Genomic DNA, 22,643 nt, shown 5'->3' on the forward strand with positions numbered 1-22,643 from the left:
GCCCAGTCCTCCACGCTGATCACACCCCAAGCCGTACACAGGGTGCTCAGGTTTCACCCGCCGACTACGGCTCAGTTTTCACGCGGCGTCGACAATCCCACCCCGGGACCGGTGTACTACTGGATCGAATACAAGCGGGCCAACGGACCCTGGCAGCGGCTGGCATACCCCTTCACCGGGTGCTGCGCGTTCGAGGTCCGACCGCTGGACAACTTCGTCAGCTACCAGTTCAGGGTGAAGGCGACCAACGTCGCCGGTGACTCTCCGGCGTCCGATGTGGCCACCGCGACGCCGTCGCCGCCGTCGGAAGCTGTTGGCTCGCCGCCCTCCCCCCGGCCGGCTCACCACCTGGATGGATACGCATCTGGGTGCCACGCGCGAGTTACAGCTGTACCGCGATGATGTACAACCTGAGCGTCACGGTCTACCTGTGGACGAACTACTAAAGCGTCTGGGTCCGGGACGGCGTTTTCACGCAGCGCCGGTGGTCCGAGGTGGACACGATCAAGTCGGGATCCATCGATGCCTGGGTCGTGGCGCCAGAAGGAGGCTGCTTCCAGCACTACTCCGAGGTTGTCGCCGAGTGGACCGACGTCCACGGCAAACGCCAGCGGCTGTCGGAATCCTCGAGGAGAGTGTGGCTCGACGACTCCGGTGACCCGTGCTAGCCCGTAACTCTTACCGGTCGTCTCTCCAACCAACCTGGGTTGCCGGCCGCTTCGAGGGCGAGCTGTGCCTGATGCTTGGTGGCGATCTCGCGTGCGAGCCGTGCGGGTCCGGGACGCTCGGCTTGGGCGAGCAGTTCGGCAAGACGATCGAGCGTCCTGACCAGGTCCGGCCGCGTGTCGCCGAGCGAGCCGTCAAGGTCGGTGGCCGCCGAGACGGCCTGTCGCTGCCAGCTCATCGCCTGACTCGCCTCGCCCATCGCGGAGAGGCGAAGTGATAGGAGTTCCATGCATTGAATCAGCATTCTTTGATCTGGCTCGGCCATCTGGCTCGTGTACTCGAACGCCCGGTACGCGGCATCGAGCGCGGTGTCCGGCTGCCCGGCTTCGGCCCTGCAGTGACTCAGATAACCGGTGGCCCTCGCCAGGTCGGGAAGGTAGTGGTCCGGTTGTGCCTCCGTGAGCCACGCATAGAGTTCCACCGCCTCCTCCGCCGTCGCTAGCGCCTGGTCGATGCGGCCCAGGCTCCGCAGAGTCTGGCTGAGGTTGGTCAGGCCGATCGCCAGGTCGTTGCGGAAGCGGTGGGGGTTGTCCCGATCGAGTACCCGAAAGGTCGCGACGGCCTCCTCCGACAAGGCCAGCACGCGCTCGGGATGATCCCGGTCGGACAGGAGGGAACCGAGGTTTCCGAGGCTACCGGCCAGGTTGGGTAGCAGGTGTGGATCGGCGTCGACCAGTACCCGGTAAATCGCCACCGCCTCTTCGGCCAGCGGCACGCCCTCGTCCCACCGGCCCAGACCGGACAGCCGGGCGCCGAGGTTGGTGAGGCTGGCGGCCAGGCCGTCCGAGTGGAGGTGCGGGTCGTCCGCGGCTGACGCGCGATAGATGGCGACGGCTTCCTGGGCCGGCGGCAAGGCCCGACCGGCGTCGAAACGGGACAGTCCGAGGCCAAGGCGGTCCAGACTTCGGGCCAACTTCGGTCGGTAACGCGTCGGGTCGGCCTCGGCCAGCAGACGGTAGAGAGCCACGGCTTCCTGCATTGGCGCCAGCGCCTCGTCGTACCAGCCCAGCCCCCAGAGGCAGGCGCCCAGGTCGCTCAGGCAGCTGGCAAGGTCCGGCCGGTACCGGTCCGGGTCGGTCTCCGCGAGCGGACCGAGGATGGTGACCGCGTCCTGCATCGGCAGCAGCGCCTCGTTGTGCCGGCCCAGCCCCAGGAGGCAATCGCTCAGGTCCTTCAGGCAGCGGGCAAGATCCGGCCCGTACCGGTCCGGGTCGGCCGCCGCCAGTGCCGTAAGGATGGCTGCCGCCTCCTCGGCCAGCGGCAATGCCGTTTCCCCTTCGCCCAGGTCGGCCCGGTCCTTGGCGAGATTGTTCAACGCATGCGCGAGACGACGCTGGTACCGGTCGGGGGTCTCCCGGGCCAGCGACCGCAGGTGTGCCACGGCCTCCTCGACCAGCGGTACGGCCTCCTCCAGCCGGCCTACTTCGGACAGCCGTGCGCCAAGATTGGTGAGGGAGCCAGCGAGGTGCTCGCGGTGCCGGTCCGGGTCAGCCTCGGCCAGCTCCCGGAAGATCGCCACAGCCTCCCGCGTCGGCCCGAGCGCCTCTTCCGACCGGCCCACCTCCGCCAGCCGGACGCCGAGGTGACTCAGGAAGAGTGCCAGCATGTCGCGGTAGCCGGCCGTGCCGGTCTCGGTCAATGTCCGGGCGATCGCCACCGCCTCCACGCCCGCGGGGAGCGCGCGATCCGGGTCGCCGCGCATGGACCAGTGGATGCCCAGGCTGTTCAGAGCGACGGCCAAGCCGTCGAGATGGCGGTCCGGCTCGGCCTCCGCCAGCATTCGGTAGATCGTCACCGCCTCGTCCGCGACCGGCAGCGCCTCGTCCGATCGGCCGAGCTCCGTCAGCGTGGCGCCGAGGTGATCAAGACTCCGGGCAAGCCTCGATCGGTACTGATCAGGGTCAGTCTCGGTCAGCGCCCGGAAGACGGCCACCGCCTCCCGGATCTGTGGCAACGCCTCATCCGGTCGGCCCAGATCCGACCAGTAGCGTGCGACCCTGCTCAGACCCTCGGCGAGGTATGGCCGGAAGAGGTCGGGATCCGCGTCGGGATTCTGCTCACTGTCGCACTGTCGGCGGTACTCGCGCGTCAGGATCATCGCCAGCGCGAGAAGGAGCGGGGTCGACCGCGGGTCGGCATCGCCGATCATTCCGCCCGCTTCAGCGGCGGCGTCCGCGAGCTCGTCCGCCCGGTCGCCGTAGGCGTCGCACAGGATCGCCGCGGCAGTCAGGGCACCGATCAGTGACGTGTCGCGGCCTTCGTGGATCTGACCAACCAGCCCGGTCAGGTGCCCGATCATCAGGTCGGTGAGCACCATGCGTGGTCCCAGGTGATGCTCCGCCGCCAGCCGGACCGTGTTGAGCAGGTGTGCCACGCTGGCGTCGCCGAACTCCGCATACGCGAGCAGCCGTGTCGCGATGCTCCCAAGATCGCTGTCGGTGCCCTGCTGACCGGTCTCGCCGAGCAGTTGCCCGACGAGTAGATCCGGGCCCCAAACGCCGTCCGAGAACAGCGCGTCGAGCCATCGCGCCGCCTTGTCACGCCGCTCGACCTGTGCTTCGCCTGCCAACTCCGGCAGGACGGCCAGCAGGCTCGCCACGGTGGTCCGATGTGGACGCGCCAGTGTCACGCACAGCACCACCCGCTGGACCGTCGCCGGATGCAATCCCTCCGGTCCACCGAGCCGATGTGCCGGCAATAACGCCGACCACCGCTGCCGCTCGCGGTCCAGGAGCGCGACGAGGATCCGGCGGCGTACCGCACCGCTCGCCGCGTCGACGTACTCACCCCGCACCGCCAACAACGCCGCCATATGGATCAGCAGTGGGCTGTCCAACTCGGGTGAGGTCACGTCCGGTGCCACCGGTACCGCCAGATCCAGCCACGCGGCGAACTCCGCGGCCGCGACGGCCGCGTGGGCACTCCGCTCGTTGCCGGAGAGCGCGTGGTCTCCGAGGTGGAACCGGACGGCCTCGCCCGTTCCGGTGTATGTGCCGACGGCTGGACTGACCGTGTCCCACCAGTGGCCGACGTCCCGGGCCAGCAGCAGGACCCGCACGGCCGGCCCGTCCGGTCGATTCGCGACCTCCGCAAGCAGACGGCGCAGGGCTTGCGAGTCCGCCTGCTCGGCGTAGTCGACAACGATCAGGCTCGGCCACTCCAACGCGTCGACCTCGATCGAACCGAGGTCGACGACCCGGCCGGCATCCCACCCCATGGCCAGCACCCGCTCGCACACCTCGGCGGCCAGCCGGGTCTTGCCGCTCCCGCCCGCACCCGAGACCAGTGCCACCGCGAGTGGATCGTCGTCGCTGGCCCAACGGACCAACTCGTCGACGAGCGTCTCGCGGCCCAGGAACGGCACCACCCCGAACTGCGGCATCAACAGTTGCGGATCGGACGGCCGTCGAGGAAGTGGCTGGTACGCCGGTCGCAGAAACGGATGCGGCGGCAGCTGGACCAGCCGCCGCGGCGAAATCCCGACCAGCGCCGCGAATCCGGCGTCGGCTAGCAGGTACTCGACCGGCACCGCTTCCAGCCGGGAAGGCTGAAACCGTTGCGGATCGTCCACCAGCACGCCCAGCAGGTGATGCCCGTCCTGCGCCAGCAGCCCGGCGCCGGACATGCCCCGCCACGGCGACCGACCATCCGGCGGATCGTACGGCTGTGCCGTCATGACGTTGATCGCGTACCGCCCCAGCCGGTGCGCCGTACCCGGCACCACCGTCGCGTGGATCATCTCCTCGGCAACTGACCCGTCGGCCTGCCGCTGCGCCCACGGAAAGCCGGTCGCCACGCAGCCGACCAGCCGGACGCCGGACACCCTGCCCCACGATGTGGTCAAGCCAGGCCACCGAGCTGATCCCAGACGCAGCAACGCCGCATCGACCCGCTCGTCCCGCCACACCACCGTGGCCGGCAGCGGGTCCACCGCGTCCGCCGGCCGTACCTGACAGTCGTCACGGCCCGCGACGACATGCGCGGCGGTGAGGATCAGATCCGCACCAACGGCATACCCGGAGCCCCGACCCACACCGATCACCTCGACGACACGCGCCAGTACCCGCATCCCTCGCCACCTTCAGTCGGGATCGGCCAGGCGTAGCTTCTCGGCGCTACCACCGCGCTCCGGTACGAGGCTCAGCTTCACCGTGTGCACCGCGGCGTTGCTCCGGTCCACGCCACCGCCAGCCGTGACCACGTTCCAAAAGCCGCCCCTGATCTCGCCCTTCACCGTCGTTGCGACGGTGACCTGCAACTCCACCTCGATGCCCTGGCAAACCAGCGCAAGATCCTCGCCCTGCGCCTGATCCACCGCGTCCATCAACTGTTCCCGCAGACTGCCCAGCGCCTCGGCCAGGGTCAATTCGTTGTCCGCGTGCACGCCACACCTCGCCCACATCGATGATGAGCATCAAGGTAGCCGAGGGCGCGAAGCGGGGTCTGTCCATCCAACGGGGGATCGCTGCTAGCCTCGGGCCTTCGGTAACGACCGCCGCGACTGCGGGTCGTGAACGTGAAGGTGTGCCTTCTGATCTGGGAAGATCTGACTTGTCTAAGGTCCAGATCGTCGGACTTGCAGCGGCGTGAATCCGATCGCCAAAAGATGGTGGGCGAGCAGGACGCTCACAAATCCGTCGACAAAGCCGCGCAGCGTCCGGACGAGGTCGCGTACGAGGGCTGGCTGGCCTTCGAAAGGAAACGGCGGGAGGGGTCATGACCGAGTTCCACGGTGGCGTGGTCACTGCGGCTTGGTTGAGGCGTCTCGGCGAGGACGGGTTGACGGACCTGCTGTTGCGGCGGCCGGAGGTGTTGGCGGGACCGTCGCCGGTGTCGTTGGGTGAGCTGGCTGAGCGATTGGCAACGCCGGCGATGACGGTCGCTGCGTTGCGCCGGTTGGATCGTCCGACGTTGCAGGTCGCTGAGGCGTTGGCGGCGCTCGGCGGCAGGGCTGAGCGGCCGGTTTTGGATCAGTTGCTCGGCGCCGGGTCGGACCGTGGGCGGGCGGACGTGACCCGGGCTCTGGACACGCTCCGGGGCTACGCGCTCGTACTCGATGAGGCCGCACCGCAACTCGTGCCCGCTGCCGCGGCGGGTTGGCCGCGTCCGCTCGGGCTAGGCGACCCGGTCGCGGTCAGCCTGGCGTACCGGACCGCCGATCAGCTCCGCACCATAGCCCGGCATCTTGGCATCAGGCCGGCCGGGCGCAAGGCCGACATCCTCGATCAGGTGCTCACATGCCTCCGTGACGGTGAGCGGATACTCGCCCTCGTGGCTGGTGCTCCGGCCGGCGTTCGCGACCTGCTGGAGAAAGCCGCAGCCGGCGATGAGATCGAGCCGGAACCCTTCTACTACAGCCCGCGCGGCAGCCGGTCGCAAACACCGCAAGCGTGGGCGATCGAGCGCGGCCTGCTGGCGGGGACCTCTGAGTGGGGCGGGGAGCTGACCATGCCGGCCGAGGTCGCGCTGGCGCTACGCGGCTCTGGGTACGCGGCACCGTTCGACTCCGTGCCGCCAGCCGTCCGACGATCGGCGGCTGATCCGGCGGCGACGGCCCGCGCGGCCGCCGCCGCTGGCGCCGCGATGGTCCGGCTGGTCGCCGATCTTCTGGAGGCGGCGGGCAAGAAGCCCGTGCCGACGCTTCGCACCGGCGGGATCGGCTTGCGCGAGCTGAAGCGGTTGGCGAAAGTGTTCGGCTGCGCCGAGCCGGACCTGCGGCTGGCCTTGTCGGTCGCCGCGCACGCCGGGTTGCTGTCGCTTGCGGACGGGCAGGCAGCGCCGACGGACGGATACGACGGATGGCGAGGGCGCGAGCCGGCCAGTCAGCTTTCCACACTGCTGAGTGCGTGGTGGCGATCGCCGTCCGCGACGCTGACTTCCTCTGGAGCGGTCACGCCTGACGAGGTTCATGGCGGCATGGTTGAACTACGTGCCGCCGTCATCGCCGCCGCATCGGAGTCGGAAGCCGCCACCATCGACGACCCTCGAGCCCTGGCGGACCTGGTCATCTGGCGGCAGCCGCTCGCGTTCGGCGATCCCGACGCAGCACCGGAGCGGGCGGTAGCCTGCTGGCAGGAAGCGGCTCTGCTGGGCGTGACCGGCGCGGGTGCGGTCACTGCGGCTGGCCAGGCACTGCTCGGCGGTGCCGACGACCTGACCGCTGTGCTCGGCGACATCGGCACCACCCAACACCACGCCCGGTTACAGGCCGATCTCACCGCCGTCGTCACCGGCAGCCCTGACAGCGCGTTGAGCGCACTGCTCGACCTGGCCGCCGATCCCGAAACCCGCGGGGTCGCACGCACATGGCGGTTCAGCCCCGCCACCGTGCGGCGGGCACTCGACGCCGGACACACAGCCACCAGCCTGCTCGACGCACTCGCCGATGTCGCGGCCGGCGAGCTACCGCAACCGCTCCGCTACAGGATGTCCTGCCCGTACTCCGCAACGCCGGCTACGCACCGGTTGCCGAAGCCGCCGACGGCACGCCGATCCTGGAACGGGCGACCGACCACCGTGCGTCCACTGGCTCACCCAACCTGGCACGCGCCAAGAGCCCCGCAAAACGCCAGACAGCCAAGCCGCGCCAGACAGCCAAGTCGGGTCAGGGAGCCAACCGTCCCGAGGCTGCCGACCTTGTGCGGAAGCTGCTCGCTGCTCCCGACGAGACCCTGATACCGCTCACACCGTCGCTGGAGGAGATACGCCTGTCATCGACTAATCTCACGACGAGCGAGGCGCGGATCCTGGCCCACGCGATCGACCACGGCCAACCAGTGACGATCAGCTACGTCAATCGGGACGGCAACCCCAGCAACCGCACCATCGACAACATCGAACTCACCGGCCGCTCCCTACTGGCATGGTGCCGGCTCCGCGAAGGCGAACGCTGGTTCAACCTCAATCGAATCATCGCCGTCGAACCCGCCGACCCCGCATGATCAACCACTGCGTCTACGAGGAGAAGGCGAGCATGCCCTTAGCGTGGCTGCTGCAAAGTCGAGGCTTTAGCCGGTGCGGCGGTTGCCGTACTGGCGCGGCGCCTGGACCGAGCCGCGGCCGCCGCCCGGGTACGGGCCCTTGCCGTGCGTGTGCGGCTGTGTCGATTTGCCCTTGCCCTTGGCACGGCGTTCGGCCCGGTTGGCGAAGGTGGGAGCGTCTTCGGGCGCCGCGGACTGGTCGTCTGAAGCCTCGTCGGGCTCGCCGTTCGCCGGCGTCGCGGTGTCAGGCATCGAAGCCTCCCGGATAGTCGGTGCAGCGGCGCGGACGACGCCCACCACAGCGTAACCCGCGCCGCTTGCACCCATGATCAGAGCCGCCCCATGGGAACTCAGGTCGGCGGCACGTACAGCAGCCGGTTCGGCGTGGCGGGGTCGTCGAGCGAGGTGACTACGCCGGTGGTGGCGTTGGCGATGATCGCGCTGTGCACCTGGGCCGGGGTCCAGGTCGGGTTCGCGCCCAGCAGCAGCGCGGCAGCACCGGCGACGTGCGGCGCCGACATCGAGGTGCCATCGCGTACACCGATCGCCGTGTCCGATGTGTGGTGCAGCGACACGATGCCCTGCCCAGGGGCGAACAGGTCGACGCACGAGCCCTCGTTGCTGAGAGCGGCGGCGCCGTCGTCGCTCCACGTGTTGCCGACCGTGAGCGCCGCCGCGACGTACGCCGGTGTCTTGTCACAGGCGTTGCTGCCGTTGTTGCCGGCCGACACCACGACTGAAACGCCCGTCGCGATCAGTCCTCTGGTCGCCGTGCCAACCGTGTCGGCGGTGTCGGACGTGCGGACGTAGCCGAGGCTCATGTTGGCCACCGCCGGCCGGACCGCGTTCGCGGCCACCCAGTCGATCGCGGCCACCGTTGTCGACATGGCACCGAAGCCCTGGCAGTCGAACACCCGCACCGCGACAAGCGTGACGCTCTTCGCCACCCCGTGCGCGGTGCCGCCGACCGTGCCGGCGACGTGGCTGCCGTGCCCGTAGCAGTCGTCGGCGGTGCCGCCGTCGACGAGATCGACGCCGGAGACCGCCCGGCCGGCGATGTCGACGTGGGTCGTGCGGATGCCGCTGTCGATCACGTATGCGCGGACGCCGGAGCCGGCGGACGACGGGTAGGTGTAGGAACTGTCCACCGGACGGTTGCGCTGGTCGACGCGGTCCAGGCCCCACGACGGCGGGTTCGGTTGAGTGCCGTCCAGCGCTCGCACGCGATGGTCCTGCTCGACGTACGCCACCGCCGGGTCGGTTGCCATCTGCCGCGCGGTCGACTCGCTGGCCTGTACCGAGAATCCGCGCAACGCCGTCGTGTAGCGGTGATTCACCGTCCCGCCGTACCGGATCGCCAGGCGCGTCACCGTCTTGCTGACCTGAGTCACCTCGCTGTCCTTGAGTATCACGAGGTAGCTGTCCCGGATGGCGGTCGGCCCGCCGGCGTTGCGGATCTCGGCCTTCGCGGCGGCATCGGGTCCTGCGGCCGCCGAGGTGGCGGTACAGACGATGACGGCCGCCCCCGCGGCGGCCGTTGCGATGGTGGTGCGTAGGGCGCGCACGATGACATGTGAAAGAGCCATTTCCCCCGTCCTTCCGATCGATCTGTGTCTCATTGGGACATCGATCATCATCAGGCTAGCGGATGGATTGGCCCATAAACCAGGTCCTATCGATCATTCGGTCGGGTCGCGATTTAGTGATCTTGGTCGCTGGTGCGGGGCGTTTCGGAAATGTCTACACCTACTGCTGTGTAACCTCGCCGCCGAATGTGCGTGATCTTGACGCCTGAGCTTAGGAGGACTGTGTGCGCGTACTAGCGCGACGACTGGCGACCTCGGCCATCGCGGTGGCTGTCGCGGTAACGACGTTCGCTTCGCCGGCCAGTGCCGCGACGAACCCGTTCACCGCGGCGCAAGCCTGCAACAACGACTTCCAAGGCTCGTGGGCCTCGGTCAGCGACGGCCACCGGTCGATCACTGCACCCGACGGCACCAAGGTGGGCGACGTGTACCTGATGTACAACGGCGCGACCGGCGACAACTGCGTCGTCACCCTCAAGAGGGTGGCCGTCGGCTCGTACACCGGGGTGGCCGCCAGCGTGCGCGTGGAGGGTGAGTCCTGGGTGGAGCAGTCGGGCAGCTACAAGTACTACGCCGCGAAGAAGCGCTCCGCGGTGGACCGGTGCGTCATGTACGCCGGCGATGTCCTGTACGGCACGTCGTGGCAGAGCGCCGGGCGGTACACCTGGGGCAACTGCGGCTGAGAAAGCCATGCGATGTGGGGGGCGCGGCGGTTGCCGCGCCCCCCACTGTTCTTGGTAACGTCCGCCCTCGTCGTCCGCCGGATTGACCGCTCGCGTCGGGACGGAGGCTCATGGGTAAGAACAGCCGGGAACGGCACAAGGCCAAGCGGAAGGCGGCCGGCGCGGCGCAGCGGCGAAGAGCCGCCGCCATGCCTGGCCTGGGAGATCCGCTCAGCCCGTTCGAGGCGGCACGGGTATCTTCCCAGCGCCAGCAAGCGGAACAGATCGTCGAGCAGGCGATCCACGCTCGGCACGAAGGAGATACGGCCGAGCTTGACCGCTGCCATGAGCTGCTGACAACCGGCCCTGGGGGCGCGGCTGGCCTCCAGATCGTCGACCGGGTCCTGTTTACGGTCGTGCTCCGCGAGGTCGAGCGTGCGTGGCGGCGCGGCTGGCAGCCAGCTGAGATGGTGCGTGTGGCTCGCCGGGAGTACGCCGCGCCTCAGGGTCGGCTCCTGGTCGACGCGATCGCGGCTCAGATGCGCTCCTACGCGGCGGCAACCGTCGATGAACGGTGGCAGTCGCAGCTGGCCGCTCTTGACGCGCATGTGTGGTGGGAGCACGACGACCGTTACGTAACCGCCTGGGGCGAACGGCAGGGCCTCGACCGTGCTGGCGTGATCACGCTGGTGGTCGAGGTACTTCACCTTCTCGCGACCCTGCCGCCGATCGAGCCGGTAGGCCCGATGCCAGGCACCGTCAGGCCCGCGGCGGCAGCGCCCCCTCCTCACGTCGACCAGCGGATGCTCGACCGGGTCCGGGCGCTGCTGGCCAAGGCGGAGTCCACCGACTTCCCCGAGGAGGCCGACGCGTTCACGGCGAAGGCGCAGGAGTTGATGGCCCGCCACCGCATCGACCATGTCCTGCTCGTCGCGGCGGCCGGCAAGCGCGACCAGCCGCTCACGCGACGGATATGCATCGACAATCCGTACGAGGCGCCGAAGACGCTGCTGTTGCAGGTGGTCGCGGAGGCCAACAGTTGCCGGGCAATCTGGGCGAAGAGGTTCGGCTTCACCACCATCGTCGGCTTCCCCGGCGACCTGGACACGACCGAGCTGCTGTTCACCTCGCTGCTCACGCAGGCGACGAGGGCGATGACGCGGGCCAAGCCGGCTCCCGACCGGTACGGGCGTAACACCACCCGCTCATTCCGGCAGTCGTTCCTGACCGCGTACGCGTCGAGAATCGGTGAACGGCTGAGCACCACCACGGAGACTGTCGACCGGGAGATGGCCGCATCAGCGGGCACAGTCGACCTGCTACCCGTGCTCGCCGCCCGCGAAGACGCGGTGCGCGACGCTTTCGAGAAGCAGTTTCCCGAGTCGGGAAAGCATGCGACAACCGTCAACAATCCCGAGGGCTGGGCATCGGGTCGAGCCGCGGCCGACCAGGCTTCGCTACATGGGCGACAAGCCCTCACTTAGGGGCCTTGGCAGGCGATGAGCAGTGGGGCGCGGCAGTCGCCGTGCCCCACTGTCCACGTACGACGGTCAGGCGAGGGGCATGACCCGGGCGATGCGGATCGACGTGTTGGTCGCGCCGGCCGCTGGATACGCGGTGCTGCCGTCGGCGTACGGCTTGAATGCCTGGTAGCTGTGGTCGCGGACGCCGATCGCGAACTGGCTGCCCACCGCCGCGCCCGTACCCGCATCATACACCTGAGCGGCCATCGACGTGCCGGATTCCCAGGTCAGCAGCATCCGGCTCGCGCCATAGCTGACCAGGTGCGGGTGGCTTGATCTCGCCGCTGTCGTGATGGTGGTGTCGGACGCGCCGGTGGTGAAGTGTTCGAGGCGGACCTGGCCGCCCTGGCTCCACGCGGTCCAGTAGCCGGGCTTGCTGGCGAGGACGAGGTCGCCGCCGAACAGGGTGCCGTCGCAGGCACCGGCGGCCACCGTCCGGTACGGGTTCGGCTGAGCGATGCGGCAGGCGTTGTCGGTGGCGCAGACCATCGCGTATCGGCTGGTGCGCGGATCCCACGCGATGCGTGACGTCCAACTGTGACTGCAGCCCACCTGGAAGCTGTCACGGTGCCCGGACGCCAGTGTGCCGTCGGCGTTGACGACCTGCATGCGGTCGCCCTCGTGGATGTCGACGCAGTTGCCGTTCTGCACGGTGATGGCGACCCCGAAGTACGCGGCGAAGGTCTTACCGTCCGACGCGAGGCGGCCGTGGTGCTGATACCACCAGATGAACCGGGCGCCGTTGTCGTACCCGGAAAGGCTCTCGCTGAGGTTCGTGACCTGCCGCTCCCACACCTGCTGGCCGGAATTGTCGAAGCGGATCATGTGCATGGTGTTGCACGGGCTGGACGAGCCGCCGCACAGCGGACCGTCGCCGCACTCACCGCGCCGGGTGAGCAGCAGAACCCCGCCGTTGGCGTCGGCCTGGACGTCCTGCAGGTCGATTCCCTCGAAGCTCGTGGGCGTGCCGACCAGCTTGTCGTCGCAGTCGAGCTTGCCCAGGTAGACCCGGTTGTCCGTGCCCCGCCACGCCAGCCAGGAGTCGCCCGATGGCGTGGAGGCGATCGCCATGGGCAGCGGCTCGGTGTCACCCTCCTGCCCGTACCCGGTCACCGGCACGCCCACGTTGACGTCGGTGACCTTCACGACCGGCCCCGCGGCGGCCTGCCGCCCACAACCCTCAGTGGGCGGGGGTGTCGTCGGTGCGGCAGATGTGGGTGGGGCCGAGGTGGGCGGAGTCGAGACCGGTGGCGTCGAAGCCGGTGGCGTTGAAGCCGGCGGCGTCACCGCGGGCGAGGTCGTCGCGGCCACCTGACCGGAGCAGAGCACACCGTTGAGCGAGACGTCGGTCGGCGTCGGGTTGCCCGAACCGTTCCACGTGCCGTTGAACCCGAACGAGGCGGTGCGGTTCGTGCGGAGCGTCCCGTTCCACGACGCGCTGGTGGCCGTCACGGCGTTGCCGTTCTGGCTGACCGTCGAGCCCCAGGCCTGGGTCACGGTCTGTCCGGCGGCATAGGTCCAGCGCACGGTCCAGCCCCGAACAGGGTCGCCGACGTTGGTGACCGCCACATTGGCGGAGAAGCCCGTGCTCCACTGTGAACGCACCGTGTAGCTGACCGTGCATCCGGTCGAGGCGGCGTATGCGACCACGGCTGTGGTCGCGCCTGCGGCCACCGCCACCGCACCGGCGGCTGCGAGCAGCGCCGTGCGGAGTCGTCGTTTGGGCATGATCCGGGTCTCCCGTCGTGAACATGGGTCGAGCAGCCGCCCGATCCTATGGACCCGGATCGATAGAAACAAAACGCCTTAATGAAGCCTTAAAGGACGTCAGGCGGAGTCGCGGAGGATCAGCTCGGTGGGGAGGATCAGCGCGTCTTCTACGTCTTCGCCGGAGGCCTGGCGCAGCAGCTGCCTCGCCATTTCGCGTCCGATCTGGACGATCGGCTGGCGGACCGTGGTGAGCGGCGGGTCGGTGTACTGGGCGATCTCGACGTCGTCGAAGCCGACCACGGCCACGTCGTCGGGCACCCGCCGGCCCGCTTCGCGCAGGGTGCGCAGGGCACCGTGTGCCATCAGGTCGGACGCGGCGAACACGGCGTCGAGATGCGGGTCGTCCAGGAGGAGCTGGCGCATGGCCTGAGCGCCGGACTCGCGGGTGAAGTCGCCGACCGCGACGATGGAGCGGCGGGAGGAGTCGCGCAGCTCGTTGCGGTACCCGGTGAGCCGGTCGACGCCGGCGACCATGTCCTGCGGGCCGGCGATGGTGGCGATGCGCTGCCGACCGGTGTTGATCAGGTGGCGAACCGCGTCGGCGGCGCCCTGTACGGAGTCGACGTCGACGTACGGCACGGAGGGGTTGGTGCGTCCCAAGGGGCGGCCGCTGCACACCACGGGGATGCCGAGGCGGGCGAGCGTGCTTGGGAGCGGGTCGACGCCGTGCATCGAGGCGAACATGACGCCGTCGACGTGCCGGCCCGTGGTGTACCGCTCGACCCGGTCGTAGCTGGCCGTCGAGCCGGCCATGATGAGTACGAGCTGCTTGTCGGCGGCTTCGAGCTCCTGGCTGACGCCCCGCACGATGCGCGGGAAGAACTGGTCGTCGGAGAACACCCGGGTGGCCGACTCCGGCAGGATCAGGGCGATCGAGTCGGTGCGCTGGGTGACCAGGCTGCGGGCGGCCAGGTTGGGGACGTACCCCATCTCCTCGACGGCCTGGCGCACGGCGTCGCGGATGGATTCGGCGACGCTGGTCGACCCGTTCACGACGCGGGAAACCGTCGCGCGGGAGACGCCGGCGCGCCGCGCCACCGCCTCCAGCGTCGGCCGTTCCCGCGCCCTGGTCATGCGTCTAGTCCGTTGCGCGCGATGACCGACCGGTACCAGTGGGCGCTCTCCTTGAGCGTGCGGACCTGCGTCTGGTAGTCGACGTGGACGATGCCGAAGCGCTTCGCGTATCCCTCGGCCCACTCGAAGTTGTCCAGGAACGACCAGAGGAAGTACCCGCGCACGTCGACGCCGCGCGTGATCGCCTCGTGCACCGCGCGCAGATGACCGTCTACATAGGAGATGCGGTCGTGGTCGGGGCCGGTGTGGGGGAACGCGGCACCGTTCTCCGTGATCATGATCGAGGTACCCGGGTAGTCGGCGTGGATCTGCTCCAGGAGGCCGAGGAGGCCCGCCGGCTCGATCTGCCAACCCATGTCGGTCAGCGGGCCGCTGGGCGGGAGGAACTCGATGCCCTCGGTGCCCGGGTTGTTCGGACCGCCGCCGGGGGAGCCCTTGCGTCCCGCCACGTAGGTGGGTGCGTAGTAGTTGACGCCGAGCACGTCGATCGGCGCGGCGATGGTCTTGGCGTCGTGGTCGTGGATGTGGCCGAGACCGGCCAGCGACTCGATCAGTTCCAGCGCCTCCGGCGGGTAGCCGCCGGCCAGGAGCGGGTCGAAGAAGATCCGGTTGCTCAGGGTGTGCACCACGCGCGCGGCCTCGACGTCCGCGGCGCTGTCGGGGTCCGCGGGACGCACCGCTGAAGGATTCAGCGTGATCCCGAGCGTCTCCGCACCCGCCGCGCGCAGCTCACCCGCCGCGAGGCCATGCGCCAGAAGCAGATGGTGTAGAGCCTTGAGCGCGGCCGCCGGATCCTGGCGCCCGGGGGCGTGGATGCCCGAGGCGTACCCGAGGAAGGCCGAGCACCACGGCTCGTTGAGCGTGGTCCACACCCGTACCCGGTCGCCCAGCCGCTGGTGCACCGCGGCGGCGTACTCGGCGAACCAGGAGGCGGTCTCGCGCGCGGTCCAGCCACCGCGGTCTTCCAGCGGCTGGGGCAGGTCCCAGTGGTAGAGGGTCACCACCGGGTCGATGCCGCGCTCGTGGAGCGTGTCGACGAGCCGGTCGTAGAAGTCGAGCCCGCGCGGGTTGACCGGACCGGTGCCGTCGGGCTTGACGCGCGGCCACGAGATCGAGAACCGGTACGACCGCAGCCCGATGTCTGCCATCAGCCCGACGTCGTCGGCGTACCGGTAGTAGTGGTCGCACGCCACGTCACCGGTGTGTCCGGCGAACACCTTTCCCGGCGTACGCGAAAAGGTGTCCCAGATCGACGGGCCGCGACCGTCGTCGCGGGTGGCGCCCTCGATCTGGTACGCCGCGGTCGCCGCACCCCATACGAACTCGTCCGGAAACCGCAGGCCCAACGTCATTCCCTCATACTAGGGATCAACCGGTGCGCAGGCAGTCCAGGAGCGTCGCGTCGCCGGTCACCTCGAGTACGTCGAAGGGCACCCGCCCGAACAGGGCGAGCAGCAGGTCACTCGCCGTGCCGGCCGCGTAGACCCGGGCGTGGTGCTCGTCGCTGTCGAGAAGCGTGCTGGTGTCGAGCAGGGCCACCCCCTCGCCGCGCAGCCGCAGGAACCACTCCTGCCCCGCGTCGGTGGCCACGAGCTGCACCACGCCGTGGCGGGGGCTGGGCAGCTGGCGCCGGCCGGCAGGGAGCCAGGTGTCGAGCACCTCGCCGACCCCGTCGACCGCGAGCTTGGTCTCGACCGGCTCACCCGCGCCGATCGCCATCTGCGCATCCCACCGGTGCACCGCCGTCTCGTGTGCCATCCGCCGGTGCCAGAAGCTGGCCTTCTTCGCCTGGGGCGCCCAGTTCCACGCGGGGAGCTCCGGGTCGAGCGCGTCGAGAGCCTCGATCAGCAGCCTGTACTCCTCCTGCCACCACTCGACGGCGGCTGGACCGGTCGGCAGGTCTTCCAGAAGGGGGGCCCGGCGCGACTCGGGCGGGGTGGTGACGCCACGAGCGGCGTGACCGCGGACCCATCGGTAGACCGAGCCCAGATGGTGGACGAGGTCGGTGACGGTCCAGCCGGGGCAGGGCGGGATCTCGGCGTCAGGTGGCGCTTCCGCGACCGCGCTGCGGAACGCAGGACCCTCGGCGCGCAGGCCGGCGATCCAGAAGTCTCTCGAGCCGTGCAGTCTGCTCATCACGATCCTCCCGACGCGACCGGGCCGCCGTTAGGTTGCCGCCGTCAGGTTGCCCAGTCTGCCTCCAGCCTAGGGTGAGTGGCGTGCGAGACGTTAGGGCGAAAGTGTCAGCCGCTCCCGATCAAACGGTTCCCCGTTCGCTGTCCGGCTACACCACACTGGGCCTCGGTGGCCCCGCCGGTCACTTGATCACCGCGAGTAACGCGGATGAACTAGTGCAAATCGGTCGAGAAGCCGAGGAACCGGTGTTCTTCCTGGCCGGCGGCAGCAATGTCGTGGTCGGCGACGCGGGCTTCCCCGGCACGGTCGTGCTGATCAGGTCACGCGGAGTGGCGGTACGGGCCGAAGACGGCGACACGGTCGACGTGACCGTCGAGGCGGGCGAGCCCTGGGACGACGCCGTGGCGGCGGCGGTCGACGCCGGGTGGTCGGGGTTGGAGTGCCTGTCCGGCATCCCGGGTTCCGCCGGCGCCACCCCGATCCAGAACGTCGGCGCGTACGGCCAGGAGGTCGCGGAGACGATCACGGCGGTGCGGGCGTACGACCGGGTGCGGGGCGAGCTGTGCACGATGACCAGTGACGAGTGCGGCTTCGCGTACCGGGCGAGCGTCTTCAAGCACAGCAGCCGCTGGCTCGTGGTATCGGTCGACTTCCGCCTGGTCAGGTCGCCGCTGTCCGGCCCGGTGCGGTACGCCGAACTGGCTCGGGCGCTCGGCGTCGAGATCGGCGACCGGGTGCCGCTCGCCGACGCGCGCGCCGCCGTACTGGCCCTGCGCGCCGGCAAGGGCATGGTGCTCGATCCGGCTGACCCGGATACCCGGTCGGTAGGGTCGTTCTTCACCAACCCGATCCTGGACCCGGCGGCATACGAGGCGCTGCGGAAGCGGGCCGCCGACATCGGCGAGCCGCCCTCCTGGCCGAGCCCGGACGGCGTGGTCAAGGTCAGCGCCGCCTGGCTGATCGACAAGGCGGGCTTCCAGAAGGGGCGCCCGGGGCCGGACGGCGTGGCGATCTCGTCCAAGCACACCCTGGCGCTGACCCACCGGGGCGGCGGCACGACATCGGCGCTGCTCGCGCTCGCGGCGGAGATCCGTGACGGCGTGCACGACCGGTTCGGCGTGACCCTGCACCCCGAGCCGGTGCTGGTGAACTGCGAGCTCCCCGCCCCCTGACTACGGTCAGGCGCGGCCGAAGTCCTGGGTCCAGAGCAGTGCGCCGTCCCGTGCGCGAGCCATACCGACACCGACCGCCTTGGCACCGCAGTCGAGGATCGCGCGGCGGTGTGGCTCGCTGCGGAGCCAGCCGTCGACGACGGCACGGGCGCTCGGGTGGCCCTTCGCGATGTTCTCGCTCATCGCGTGGACGTAGCCCAACCGCTTGGCGCGGGTGCTGAAGTCGCTTCCGTCGCTGCCCGTGTGGCTGAAGAAGTTGTTTCGCGCCATGTCGGCGCTGTGGCGGCGGGTGGAGGTCATGAGCCGGTTTTCCTGGCGTACGGCCGAGCAGCCGTGCTTGGCGCGCGCGTCGTTCGTCAGGCGCACCACCTCGGATTCGGCCGATGCCGGTACCGCGAATCCAAACGTCAGACCGGCGATGAGCGCTGCGGCAGCTGATCCGAACATTGCTGTCACCCCCATGAGCTGCGTGTTCGTACGGGATCACCGCGATTACTCGCCAGTAAACCCCGTTGCCATTTCCTTTTTTCCTCGTTGTCCGGAGTGTGTTGATCTCGACTAATACGAGCGTCATTCGGCGCGTTTCGATAGCAGGTTTGCTGGTCGCCGGAATCACGACGGCCGTCGTCGCGTCGGCATCCGCCGTGCTCGCCGGCCATGGCGCCGAACCTCTGGTAGAGCGGTCCCACGGGTACGGCTACGGATCGCCGTCGGCGAGCGTGAGCTCCACGACGAGCCCGAGCCCCAGCCACTCGAAGACGCCGAGCCCCAGCCCGAGCGTGAGCACGACGTCGAGCCCGAGCCCGAGCGTGAGCACCACGTCGAGCCCGAGCCCGAGCGTGAGCATCACGACCAGCCCCACCACGAGCCCGTCGGCCACGGCGTCCGTCACGCCCTCGGCCACCACGTCGGTGACCGCCTCGGCGAGCCCGAGCAGGACGCCCGGGCCGGAGATGCCGAAGACGGGCAGCGACGTCGCGCTGACCGCGGGGGCCGGCGCGGCCCTGCTGTTCTGCGGCGCGAGCATCCTGCTGCTGGCCCGCCGGCGCCGGAACCAGATCACGCCGTAAGCGTCACGTGGCCGGCGCGACCGCCGGCCACGCCACCGTCACTTCACCCAATCGCCAGCGGGCTGGCCGGTCGAGCACCGGCCAGCCCGCTTCGCGTACCGCCGACACCGCCCGCAGCCAGCGCTGGCGCGGGCCGAACGTGGCGTACGGAGCGGCGTCCCGCCAGCCGCCGGACAGCGCCTCGACGAACTCGTGTACCGGTTCGCCCGGCACGTTGTGGTGGATGAGCGCCTTCGGCAGCCGCTCCGCGAGCGTGGCCGGGGTGTCCAGTGTGGATAGCCTCGCGGCCAGGGTCAGCGAGCGCGGGCCGGCGCGGTCGAGCAGTACCCACGACGCGAGGCGGCCCAGCTCGTCACAGGTACCTTCGACGAGAACCCCGTCGGGCGCGAGCGCTTCGGTCATGGCGCGCCACGCGGGGCCGACCGCCGGCTCGTCGTACTGACGGAGCACGTTGAACGCCCGCACCACGACAGGCCGCAGGCCGGCCAGCTCGAACCCGCCCCGGACGAAGTCGAGCCCCGGTGGATCGGCGGCCGGTGCGGCGGCGGCCACCCGGTCCGGATCGATCTCCAGCCCGATGACCCGTACGTCCGGCCGGACCGCGGTGACAAGCCGGGCGCGAAGCTCCACTGTGGTCACCGGCGTCGCGCCGTACCCGAGGTCGACCACCAGCGGGTCCGGCGCGTCCCGGAGCAGCTCGCCACAGTGGACCGCGATCCAGTTGTCCACCCGGCGCAGCCGGTTGGGGTTCGTCGTACCGCGGGTGATGGCCCCGACCGGACGCGGCACTACTTCACCCGGTGCACCTTGTGCTGCGCCGCCTGAGCGAGCGGCCGGACCACGAGCCGGTCCACGTTGACGTGGTGCGGCCGGGTGGCGGTCCACGCGATGCAGTCGGCGATGTCGTCGGCCACAAGCGGCTCGGCGACGCCGTCGTACACCGCCGCCGCCCGCGCCTCGTCGCCCCCGAAGCGGGTCAGCCCGAACTCGTCGGTCTTCACCATGCCCGGATCGATCTCGATCACCCGGACGGGGTGCCCGCACAGCTCCAGCCGGAGCGTCTCGGCGAGCGCGGTCTGCGCGTGCTTCGCGGCCGCGTAGCCGCCCCCGCCTTCGTACACGATCAAACCGGCGGTGGAGCTGAGCACGACGACGGTGCCCGCGCCCGACGCTTCCAGCGCGGGCAGCAGCGCCTGCGTCACCCGCAGCGTGCCGAGCACGTTCACGTCGTACATCCACTGCCAGTCGTCGATCCGCCCCGCCGCGACCGTGTCCAGGCCACGGGCGCCGCCCGCGTTGTTGACCAGCAGGGTGACCGGATCGCCCAGCCCGGCCACGGCGGTGGCCAGCGCCGCCACCGACTCGTCGGACGTCACGTCGCACGGCACCGCTGTGGCGACCCCGCCGGCCTCCGTGATGCCCTTGACGAGCTCGTCCAGGCGTTCGACCCGCCGCGCCGCGGCGACGACGTGGAATCCCTCGGTCGCCAGCCGGCGTGCGGTGGCTGCGCCTATGCCGCTGGACGCCCCGGTCACGATCGCTATGGGTCTCATGACACCGATTCTTCCGTAACCCCACATGTTCCTTCGCAGCCCCACATGTGACCGCCCCCACGTACTGGACCTCGGAGTATGCGGGTATCGGACCAGAACGGGAAGATGGGGCACGGCACGGGGGTTGATGTCTGAGGTTGCCCGAGTGCAGCCGGGCGGTCACTCACCGTGGCGGAAGGAGCAAAGGCGTGGCACACACGCATTCAGGCGTGGTCCGGCAGCGACGGCCACAGCTGTGGCCCACGCCGCGTCGTATAGCCACCCTCTCGGTGCACACCTCGCCGCTGGACCAGCCGGGCACCGGCGACGCCGGCGGCATGAACGTCTACATCGTCGAGGTCGCCCGCCGCCTCGCCGACGCTGGCGTCGAGGTCGAGATCTTCACCCGCGCCACGTCGAGCGGGCTGCCGTCCCGGGTCGAGATGGCGCCCGGTGTGCTCGTGCGGCACATCACATCGGGCCCCTTCGAGGGGCTGGCCAAGGAAGACCTCCCGGGCCAGATGTGCGGCTTCACGACCGGCGTCCTGCGCGCCGAAGCGGCGCACGCGCCCGGGTACTACGACATGATCCACTCTCACTACTGGCTCTCCGGCCAGGTGGGACTGCTCGCGAAGGACCGCTGGGGCGTGCCGCTCGTGCACACCGCCCACACCCTCGCCAAGGTCAAGAACTGCCAGCTCGCCACCGGAGACCGCCCGGAACCCCTGGGCCGGGTCGTCGGCGAGGAGCAGGTCATCGGCGTCGCCGACCGCCTGGTCGCCAACACCCAGGTCGAGGCGCGGGAGCTGATCGACCGGTACGAGGCCGACCCTCAGCGGGTCGCGGTGGTCGAGCCCGGCGTCGACCTGGAGCGCTTCCGGCCCGCGGCCGCCGGGCGCGAGACCGCGGCGCGGCTCGCGGCCCGCCGCCACCTGGGCCTGCCCGAGCAGGGAAACATCGTGGCGTTCGTCGGGCGCATCCAGCCGCTCAAAGCCCCAGATGTACTGCTGCGCGCCGTCGCCGCCCTCCGCGAGCGCGACCCGGCTCTGGCCAGCCAGGTGACGGTCGTCGTCTGCGGCGGGCCCAGCGGCAGCGGGCTCGAGCGGCCAACCGCCCTGATCGAGCTGGCCGCGTCGCTCGGCGTCACCGACGCGGTGCGGTTCCTGCCGCCACTCACCGGCGACGCGCTGCCCGACCTGTACCGGGCCGCCGACCTCGTCGCGGTGCCGTCCTACAACGAGTCGTTCGGCCTCGTCGCCCTGGAGGCACAGGCGTGCGGCACGCCGGTGGTCGCCGCCGCCGTCGGCGGGCTCGTCACCGCGGTCCGCGACGGCGTGAGCGGTGTACTTGTCGACGGGCACGCGCCAGACGACTGGGCGCAGGTGCTGGGAGCGCTTCTGCACGCGCCCGCACGGCGGGAGGCGCTGGCGCGCGGCGCGGTCGGACACGCGCACCGGTTCTCCTGGGAGCGCACCGCGTCCGGCCTGCTCGCCGTCTACCGTGACGTGATGACCGAGCACCGTGAGCGGATCGCGGCCGAGCTGGCACTGGTGGACTGCCTGTGAACCGTGCCGAGCTCGGGGCGCTCATCGAGCGGGTGTGCGCGGAGCGCGAACTGCCCTGCGAGCCCACCGGCGAGCTGTCGTACGCGGTGACCCTGCCCGGCACCCACAAGCTGAAGACCGTCTGCAACCTCATCGTGGGCGAGCACGCCCTGCGCGTCGAGGCGTTCGTGATGCGCCAGCCCGACGAGCGGCGCGAAGAGCTGTGGGCATGGCTGCTGCAGCGCAACGCGCGCATGTATGGTGTCGCGTTCTCCATCGACAAGGTCGGCGACGTCTACCTGACCGGGCGCGTGGGGCTCCGCGGAGTCGACGAGGACGAGCTCGACCGGTTGCTGGGTTCGGTGCTGACCTACGCCGACGAATCGTTCGACACGATGCTGGAGATTGGCTTCGGCACGGCGATCCGCCGCGAATGGGAGTGGCGGATCAAGCGCGGAGAGTCCGTGGCGAATCTTCAAGCCTTCGCGCACCTGAACCCGACGTTGCCATCTGGTAAACGCGCAGGTGATGTGATGGGCGAGACATCCTAACCAGCTTGTGCGCCGAAGCCCTTGAGTCGTAACGTGATCAGCACGCGCCGCGCTTGGTTGGTTCGGGGGAACACCGGTCCGATTCGGACCGTGTACCGAGCGGGTGCCGGGGGATGGGTGGCAGCTGAGCCGTTGGGGGACGGCACGGCCACCTGAAGACCGGCGGCGAGTGCGGGCGACGCTTACGGGGGTGAGTGTCGCCCGCCGCCGCCGGGCCGTAAGCCCGGCGGGGGTGAGTGTCGCGCAGTATTCGCAATGAGGCCGCCGGGCCGTAAGCCCGGCGGGGGTGAGTGTCGCGCAGTATTCGCAATGAGGCC

The 22,643-nt window shown here is 69.9% G+C and carries 21 protein-coding genes; 9 read left to right on the plus strand and 12 right to left on the minus strand.

The annotated features are described in order from the left end of the window. Positions 1–494 precede the first annotated feature (494 nt). Positions 495–668: a hypothetical protein gene (locus QMG73_RS03770; protein WP_281892468.1), complete on the plus strand. Its 174-nt coding sequence runs from the start codon at positions 495–497 to the stop codon at positions 666–668. Here QMG73_RS03770 and QMG73_RS03775 read toward each other — a convergent pair. Next, positions 665–4,795 carry a tetratricopeptide repeat-containing serine protease family protein gene (locus QMG73_RS03775; RefSeq protein ID WP_281892469.1) on the minus strand — a complete coding sequence of 1,377 codons (4,131 nt, stop codon included), beginning with the start codon at positions 4,793–4,795 and terminating at the stop codon, positions 665–667. The genes QMG73_RS03770 and QMG73_RS03775 overlap by 4 nt on opposite strands. Before the next feature lie 12 nt (positions 4,796–4,807). Beyond that, positions 4,808–5,110: a trypco2 family protein gene (locus tag QMG73_RS03780; protein WP_281892470.1), complete on the minus strand. Its 303-nt coding sequence runs from the start codon at positions 5,108–5,110 to the stop codon at positions 4,808–4,810. Between the two features lie 332 nt (positions 5,111–5,442). Between QMG73_RS03780 and QMG73_RS03785 the strand changes: the two genes are divergently transcribed. After that, positions 5,443–7,401, plus strand: a complete 1,959-nt coding sequence (locus tag QMG73_RS03785) for a helicase-associated domain-containing protein (protein WP_281892471.1) — start codon at positions 5,443–5,445, stop codon at positions 7,399–7,401. Then, positions 7,365–7,667 (plus strand): WYL domain-containing protein, encoded by a 303-nt coding sequence (locus QMG73_RS03790; protein WP_281892472.1) that lies wholly within the window; start codon positions 7,365–7,367, stop codon positions 7,665–7,667. Before QMG73_RS03785 ends, QMG73_RS03790 begins: the two co-directional genes overlap by 37 nt. A gap of 66 nt (positions 7,668–7,733) precedes the next feature. On the opposite strand, the gene QMG73_RS03795 is transcribed toward QMG73_RS03790, so the two are convergent. Next, on the minus strand, positions 7,734–7,958 hold the full coding sequence (locus QMG73_RS03795; protein ID WP_281892473.1) for a hypothetical protein: 225 nt from the start codon (positions 7,956–7,958) through the stop codon (positions 7,734–7,736). A gap of 98 nt (positions 7,959–8,056) precedes the next feature. Beyond that, positions 8,057–9,292 carry a S8 family peptidase gene (locus tag QMG73_RS03800; protein ID WP_281892474.1) on the minus strand — a complete coding sequence of 412 codons (1,236 nt, stop codon included), beginning with the start codon at positions 9,290–9,292 and terminating at the stop codon, positions 8,057–8,059. 224 nt (positions 9,293–9,516) lie between these two features. Between QMG73_RS03800 and QMG73_RS03805 the strand changes: the two genes are divergently transcribed. Together QMG73_RS03805 and QMG73_RS03810 are read left to right on the plus strand one after the other, a co-directional pair. Then, positions 9,517–9,975 (plus strand): hypothetical protein, encoded by a 459-nt coding sequence (locus QMG73_RS03805; protein WP_281892476.1) that lies wholly within the window; start codon positions 9,517–9,519, stop codon positions 9,973–9,975. A gap of 110 nt (positions 9,976–10,085) precedes the next feature. After that, complete coding sequence (locus QMG73_RS03810) at positions 10,086–11,438, plus strand: DUF2786 domain-containing protein (protein ID WP_281892478.1); 1,353 nt, start codon at positions 10,086–10,088, stop codon at positions 11,436–11,438. A 66-nt stretch (positions 11,439–11,504) separates the two neighbouring features. Here QMG73_RS03810 and QMG73_RS03815 read toward each other — a convergent pair whose 3' ends face one another. From QMG73_RS03815 to QMG73_RS03830, 4 genes are all read right to left on the minus strand, one after another. Continuing rightward, on the minus strand, positions 11,505–13,205 hold the full coding sequence (locus QMG73_RS03815) for a cellulose-binding domain-containing protein (RefSeq protein WP_281892479.1): 1,701 nt from the start codon (positions 13,203–13,205) through the stop codon (positions 11,505–11,507). Between the two features lie 99 nt (positions 13,206–13,304). After that, the gene (locus QMG73_RS03820) at positions 13,305–14,321 is read right to left on the minus strand and encodes a LacI family DNA-binding transcriptional regulator (RefSeq protein ID WP_281892480.1); all 1,017 of its coding nucleotides are present in this window, start codon (positions 14,319–14,321) and stop codon (positions 13,305–13,307) included. Then, the gene (locus QMG73_RS03825) at positions 14,318–15,673 is read right to left on the minus strand and encodes a GH1 family beta-glucosidase (protein ID WP_281892481.1); all 1,356 of its coding nucleotides are present in this window, start codon (positions 15,671–15,673) and stop codon (positions 14,318–14,320) included. Before QMG73_RS03825 ends, QMG73_RS03820 begins: the two co-directional genes overlap by 4 nt. 16 nt (positions 15,674–15,689) lie before the next feature. Further along, complete coding sequence (locus tag QMG73_RS03830) at positions 15,690–16,457, minus strand: maleylpyruvate isomerase family mycothiol-dependent enzyme (protein ID WP_281892482.1); 768 nt, start codon at positions 16,455–16,457, stop codon at positions 15,690–15,692. A gap of 83 nt (positions 16,458–16,540) precedes the next feature. Here QMG73_RS03830 and QMG73_RS03835 point away from each other — a divergent pair, with 83 nt between their 5' ends. Then, positions 16,541–17,629, plus strand: a complete 1,089-nt coding sequence (locus QMG73_RS03835; RefSeq protein ID WP_281892483.1) for a UDP-N-acetylmuramate dehydrogenase — start codon at positions 16,541–16,543, stop codon at positions 17,627–17,629. 6 nt (positions 17,630–17,635) lie between these two features. Here QMG73_RS03835 and QMG73_RS03840 read toward each other — a convergent pair whose 3' ends face one another. Next, positions 17,636–18,076 (minus strand): CAP domain-containing protein, encoded by a 441-nt coding sequence (locus QMG73_RS03840; RefSeq protein ID WP_281892484.1) that lies wholly within the window; start codon positions 18,074–18,076, stop codon positions 17,636–17,638. A gap of 250 nt (positions 18,077–18,326) precedes the next feature. Further along, positions 18,327–18,521 carry a hypothetical protein gene (locus QMG73_RS46290; protein WP_407676741.1) on the minus strand — a complete coding sequence of 65 codons (195 nt, stop codon included), beginning with the start codon at positions 18,519–18,521 and terminating at the stop codon, positions 18,327–18,329. A gap of 61 nt (positions 18,522–18,582) precedes the next feature. Here QMG73_RS46290 and QMG73_RS46295 point away from each other — a divergent pair, with 61 nt between their 5' ends. After that, a complete protein-coding gene (locus QMG73_RS46295; RefSeq protein ID WP_407676742.1) occupies positions 18,583–18,699 on the plus strand; it encodes an LPXTG cell wall anchor domain-containing protein in 117 nt (38 codons plus the stop codon). Between the two features lie 3 nt (positions 18,700–18,702). Here QMG73_RS46295 and QMG73_RS03850 read toward each other — a convergent pair whose 3' ends face one another. Then, entirely contained in the window at positions 18,703–19,488 is a 786-nt protein-coding gene (locus QMG73_RS03850) for a class I SAM-dependent methyltransferase (RefSeq protein WP_281892486.1), read from the minus strand. Next, positions 19,488–20,252 carry an SDR family oxidoreductase gene (locus QMG73_RS03855; RefSeq protein ID WP_281892487.1) on the minus strand — a complete coding sequence of 255 codons (765 nt, stop codon included), beginning with the start codon at positions 20,250–20,252 and terminating at the stop codon, positions 19,488–19,490. The genes QMG73_RS03850 and QMG73_RS03855 overlap by 1 nt, the downstream gene beginning before the upstream one ends. 188 nt (positions 20,253–20,440) lie before the next feature. On the opposite strand from QMG73_RS03855, the gene mshA reads away from it, so the two are divergent. Together mshA and QMG73_RS03865 are read left to right on the plus strand one after the other, a co-directional pair. Then, on the plus strand, positions 20,441–21,796 hold the full coding sequence (gene mshA, locus QMG73_RS03860; protein WP_281892488.1) for a D-inositol-3-phosphate glycosyltransferase: 1,356 nt from the start codon (positions 20,441–20,443) through the stop codon (positions 21,794–21,796). Further along, entirely contained in the window at positions 21,793–22,326 is a 534-nt protein-coding gene (locus QMG73_RS03865; RefSeq protein ID WP_281892489.1) for a type III secretion system chaperone family protein, read from the plus strand. The genes mshA and QMG73_RS03865 overlap by 4 nt, the downstream gene beginning before the upstream one ends. Positions 22,327–22,643 lie beyond the last annotated feature (317 nt).

The organism is Phytohabitans aurantiacus (assembly GCF_027923225.1).
In the GTDB taxonomy this organism is placed as follows: Bacteria; Actinomycetota; Actinomycetes; order Mycobacteriales; family Micromonosporaceae; genus Phytohabitans; species Phytohabitans aurantiacus.

What these genes read in the sequence shown, in the direction of transcription:
- QMG73_RS03775 (WP_281892469.1), bottom strand. Translation starts at nt 4,795, where the DNA reads ATGCGGGTACTGGCGCGTGTCGTCGAGGTGATCGGTGTGGGTCGGGGC.
- QMG73_RS03785 (WP_281892471.1), top strand. Translation starts at nt 5,443, where the DNA reads ATGACCGAGTTCCACGGTGGCGTGGTCACTGCGGCTTGGTTGAGGCGT.
- QMG73_RS03795 (WP_281892473.1), bottom strand. Translation starts at nt 7,958, where the DNA reads ATGCCTGACACCGCGACGCCGGCGAACGGCGAGCCCGACGAGGCTTCA.
- QMG73_RS03800 (WP_281892474.1), bottom strand. Translation starts at nt 9,292, where the DNA reads ATGGCTCTTTCACATGTCATCGTGCGCGCCCTACGCACCACCATCGCA.
- QMG73_RS03810 (WP_281892478.1), top strand. Translation starts at nt 10,086, where the DNA reads ATGGGTAAGAACAGCCGGGAACGGCACAAGGCCAAGCGGAAGGCGGCC.
- QMG73_RS03815 (WP_281892479.1), bottom strand. Translation starts at nt 13,205, where the DNA reads ATGCCCAAACGACGACTCCGCACGGCGCTGCTCGCAGCCGCCGGTGCG.
- QMG73_RS03820 (WP_281892480.1), bottom strand. Translation starts at nt 14,321, where the DNA reads ATGACCAGGGCGCGGGAACGGCCGACGCTGGAGGCGGTGGCGCGGCGC.
- QMG73_RS03825 (WP_281892481.1), bottom strand. Translation starts at nt 15,673, where the DNA reads ATGACGTTGGGCCTGCGGTTTCCGGACGAGTTCGTATGGGGTGCGGCG.
- QMG73_RS03830 (WP_281892482.1), bottom strand. Translation starts at nt 16,457, where the DNA reads ATGAGCAGACTGCACGGCTCGAGAGACTTCTGGATCGCCGGCCTGCGC.
- QMG73_RS03840 (WP_281892484.1), bottom strand. Translation starts at nt 18,076, where the DNA reads ATGTTCGGATCAGCTGCCGCAGCGCTCATCGCCGGTCTGACGTTTGGA.
- QMG73_RS46295 (WP_407676742.1), top strand. Translation starts at nt 18,583, where the DNA reads ATGCCGAAGACGGGCAGCGACGTCGCGCTGACCGCGGGGGCCGGCGCG.
- QMG73_RS03855 (WP_281892487.1), bottom strand. Translation starts at nt 20,252, where the DNA reads ATGAGACCCATAGCGATCGTGACCGGGGCGTCCAGCGGCATAGGCGCA.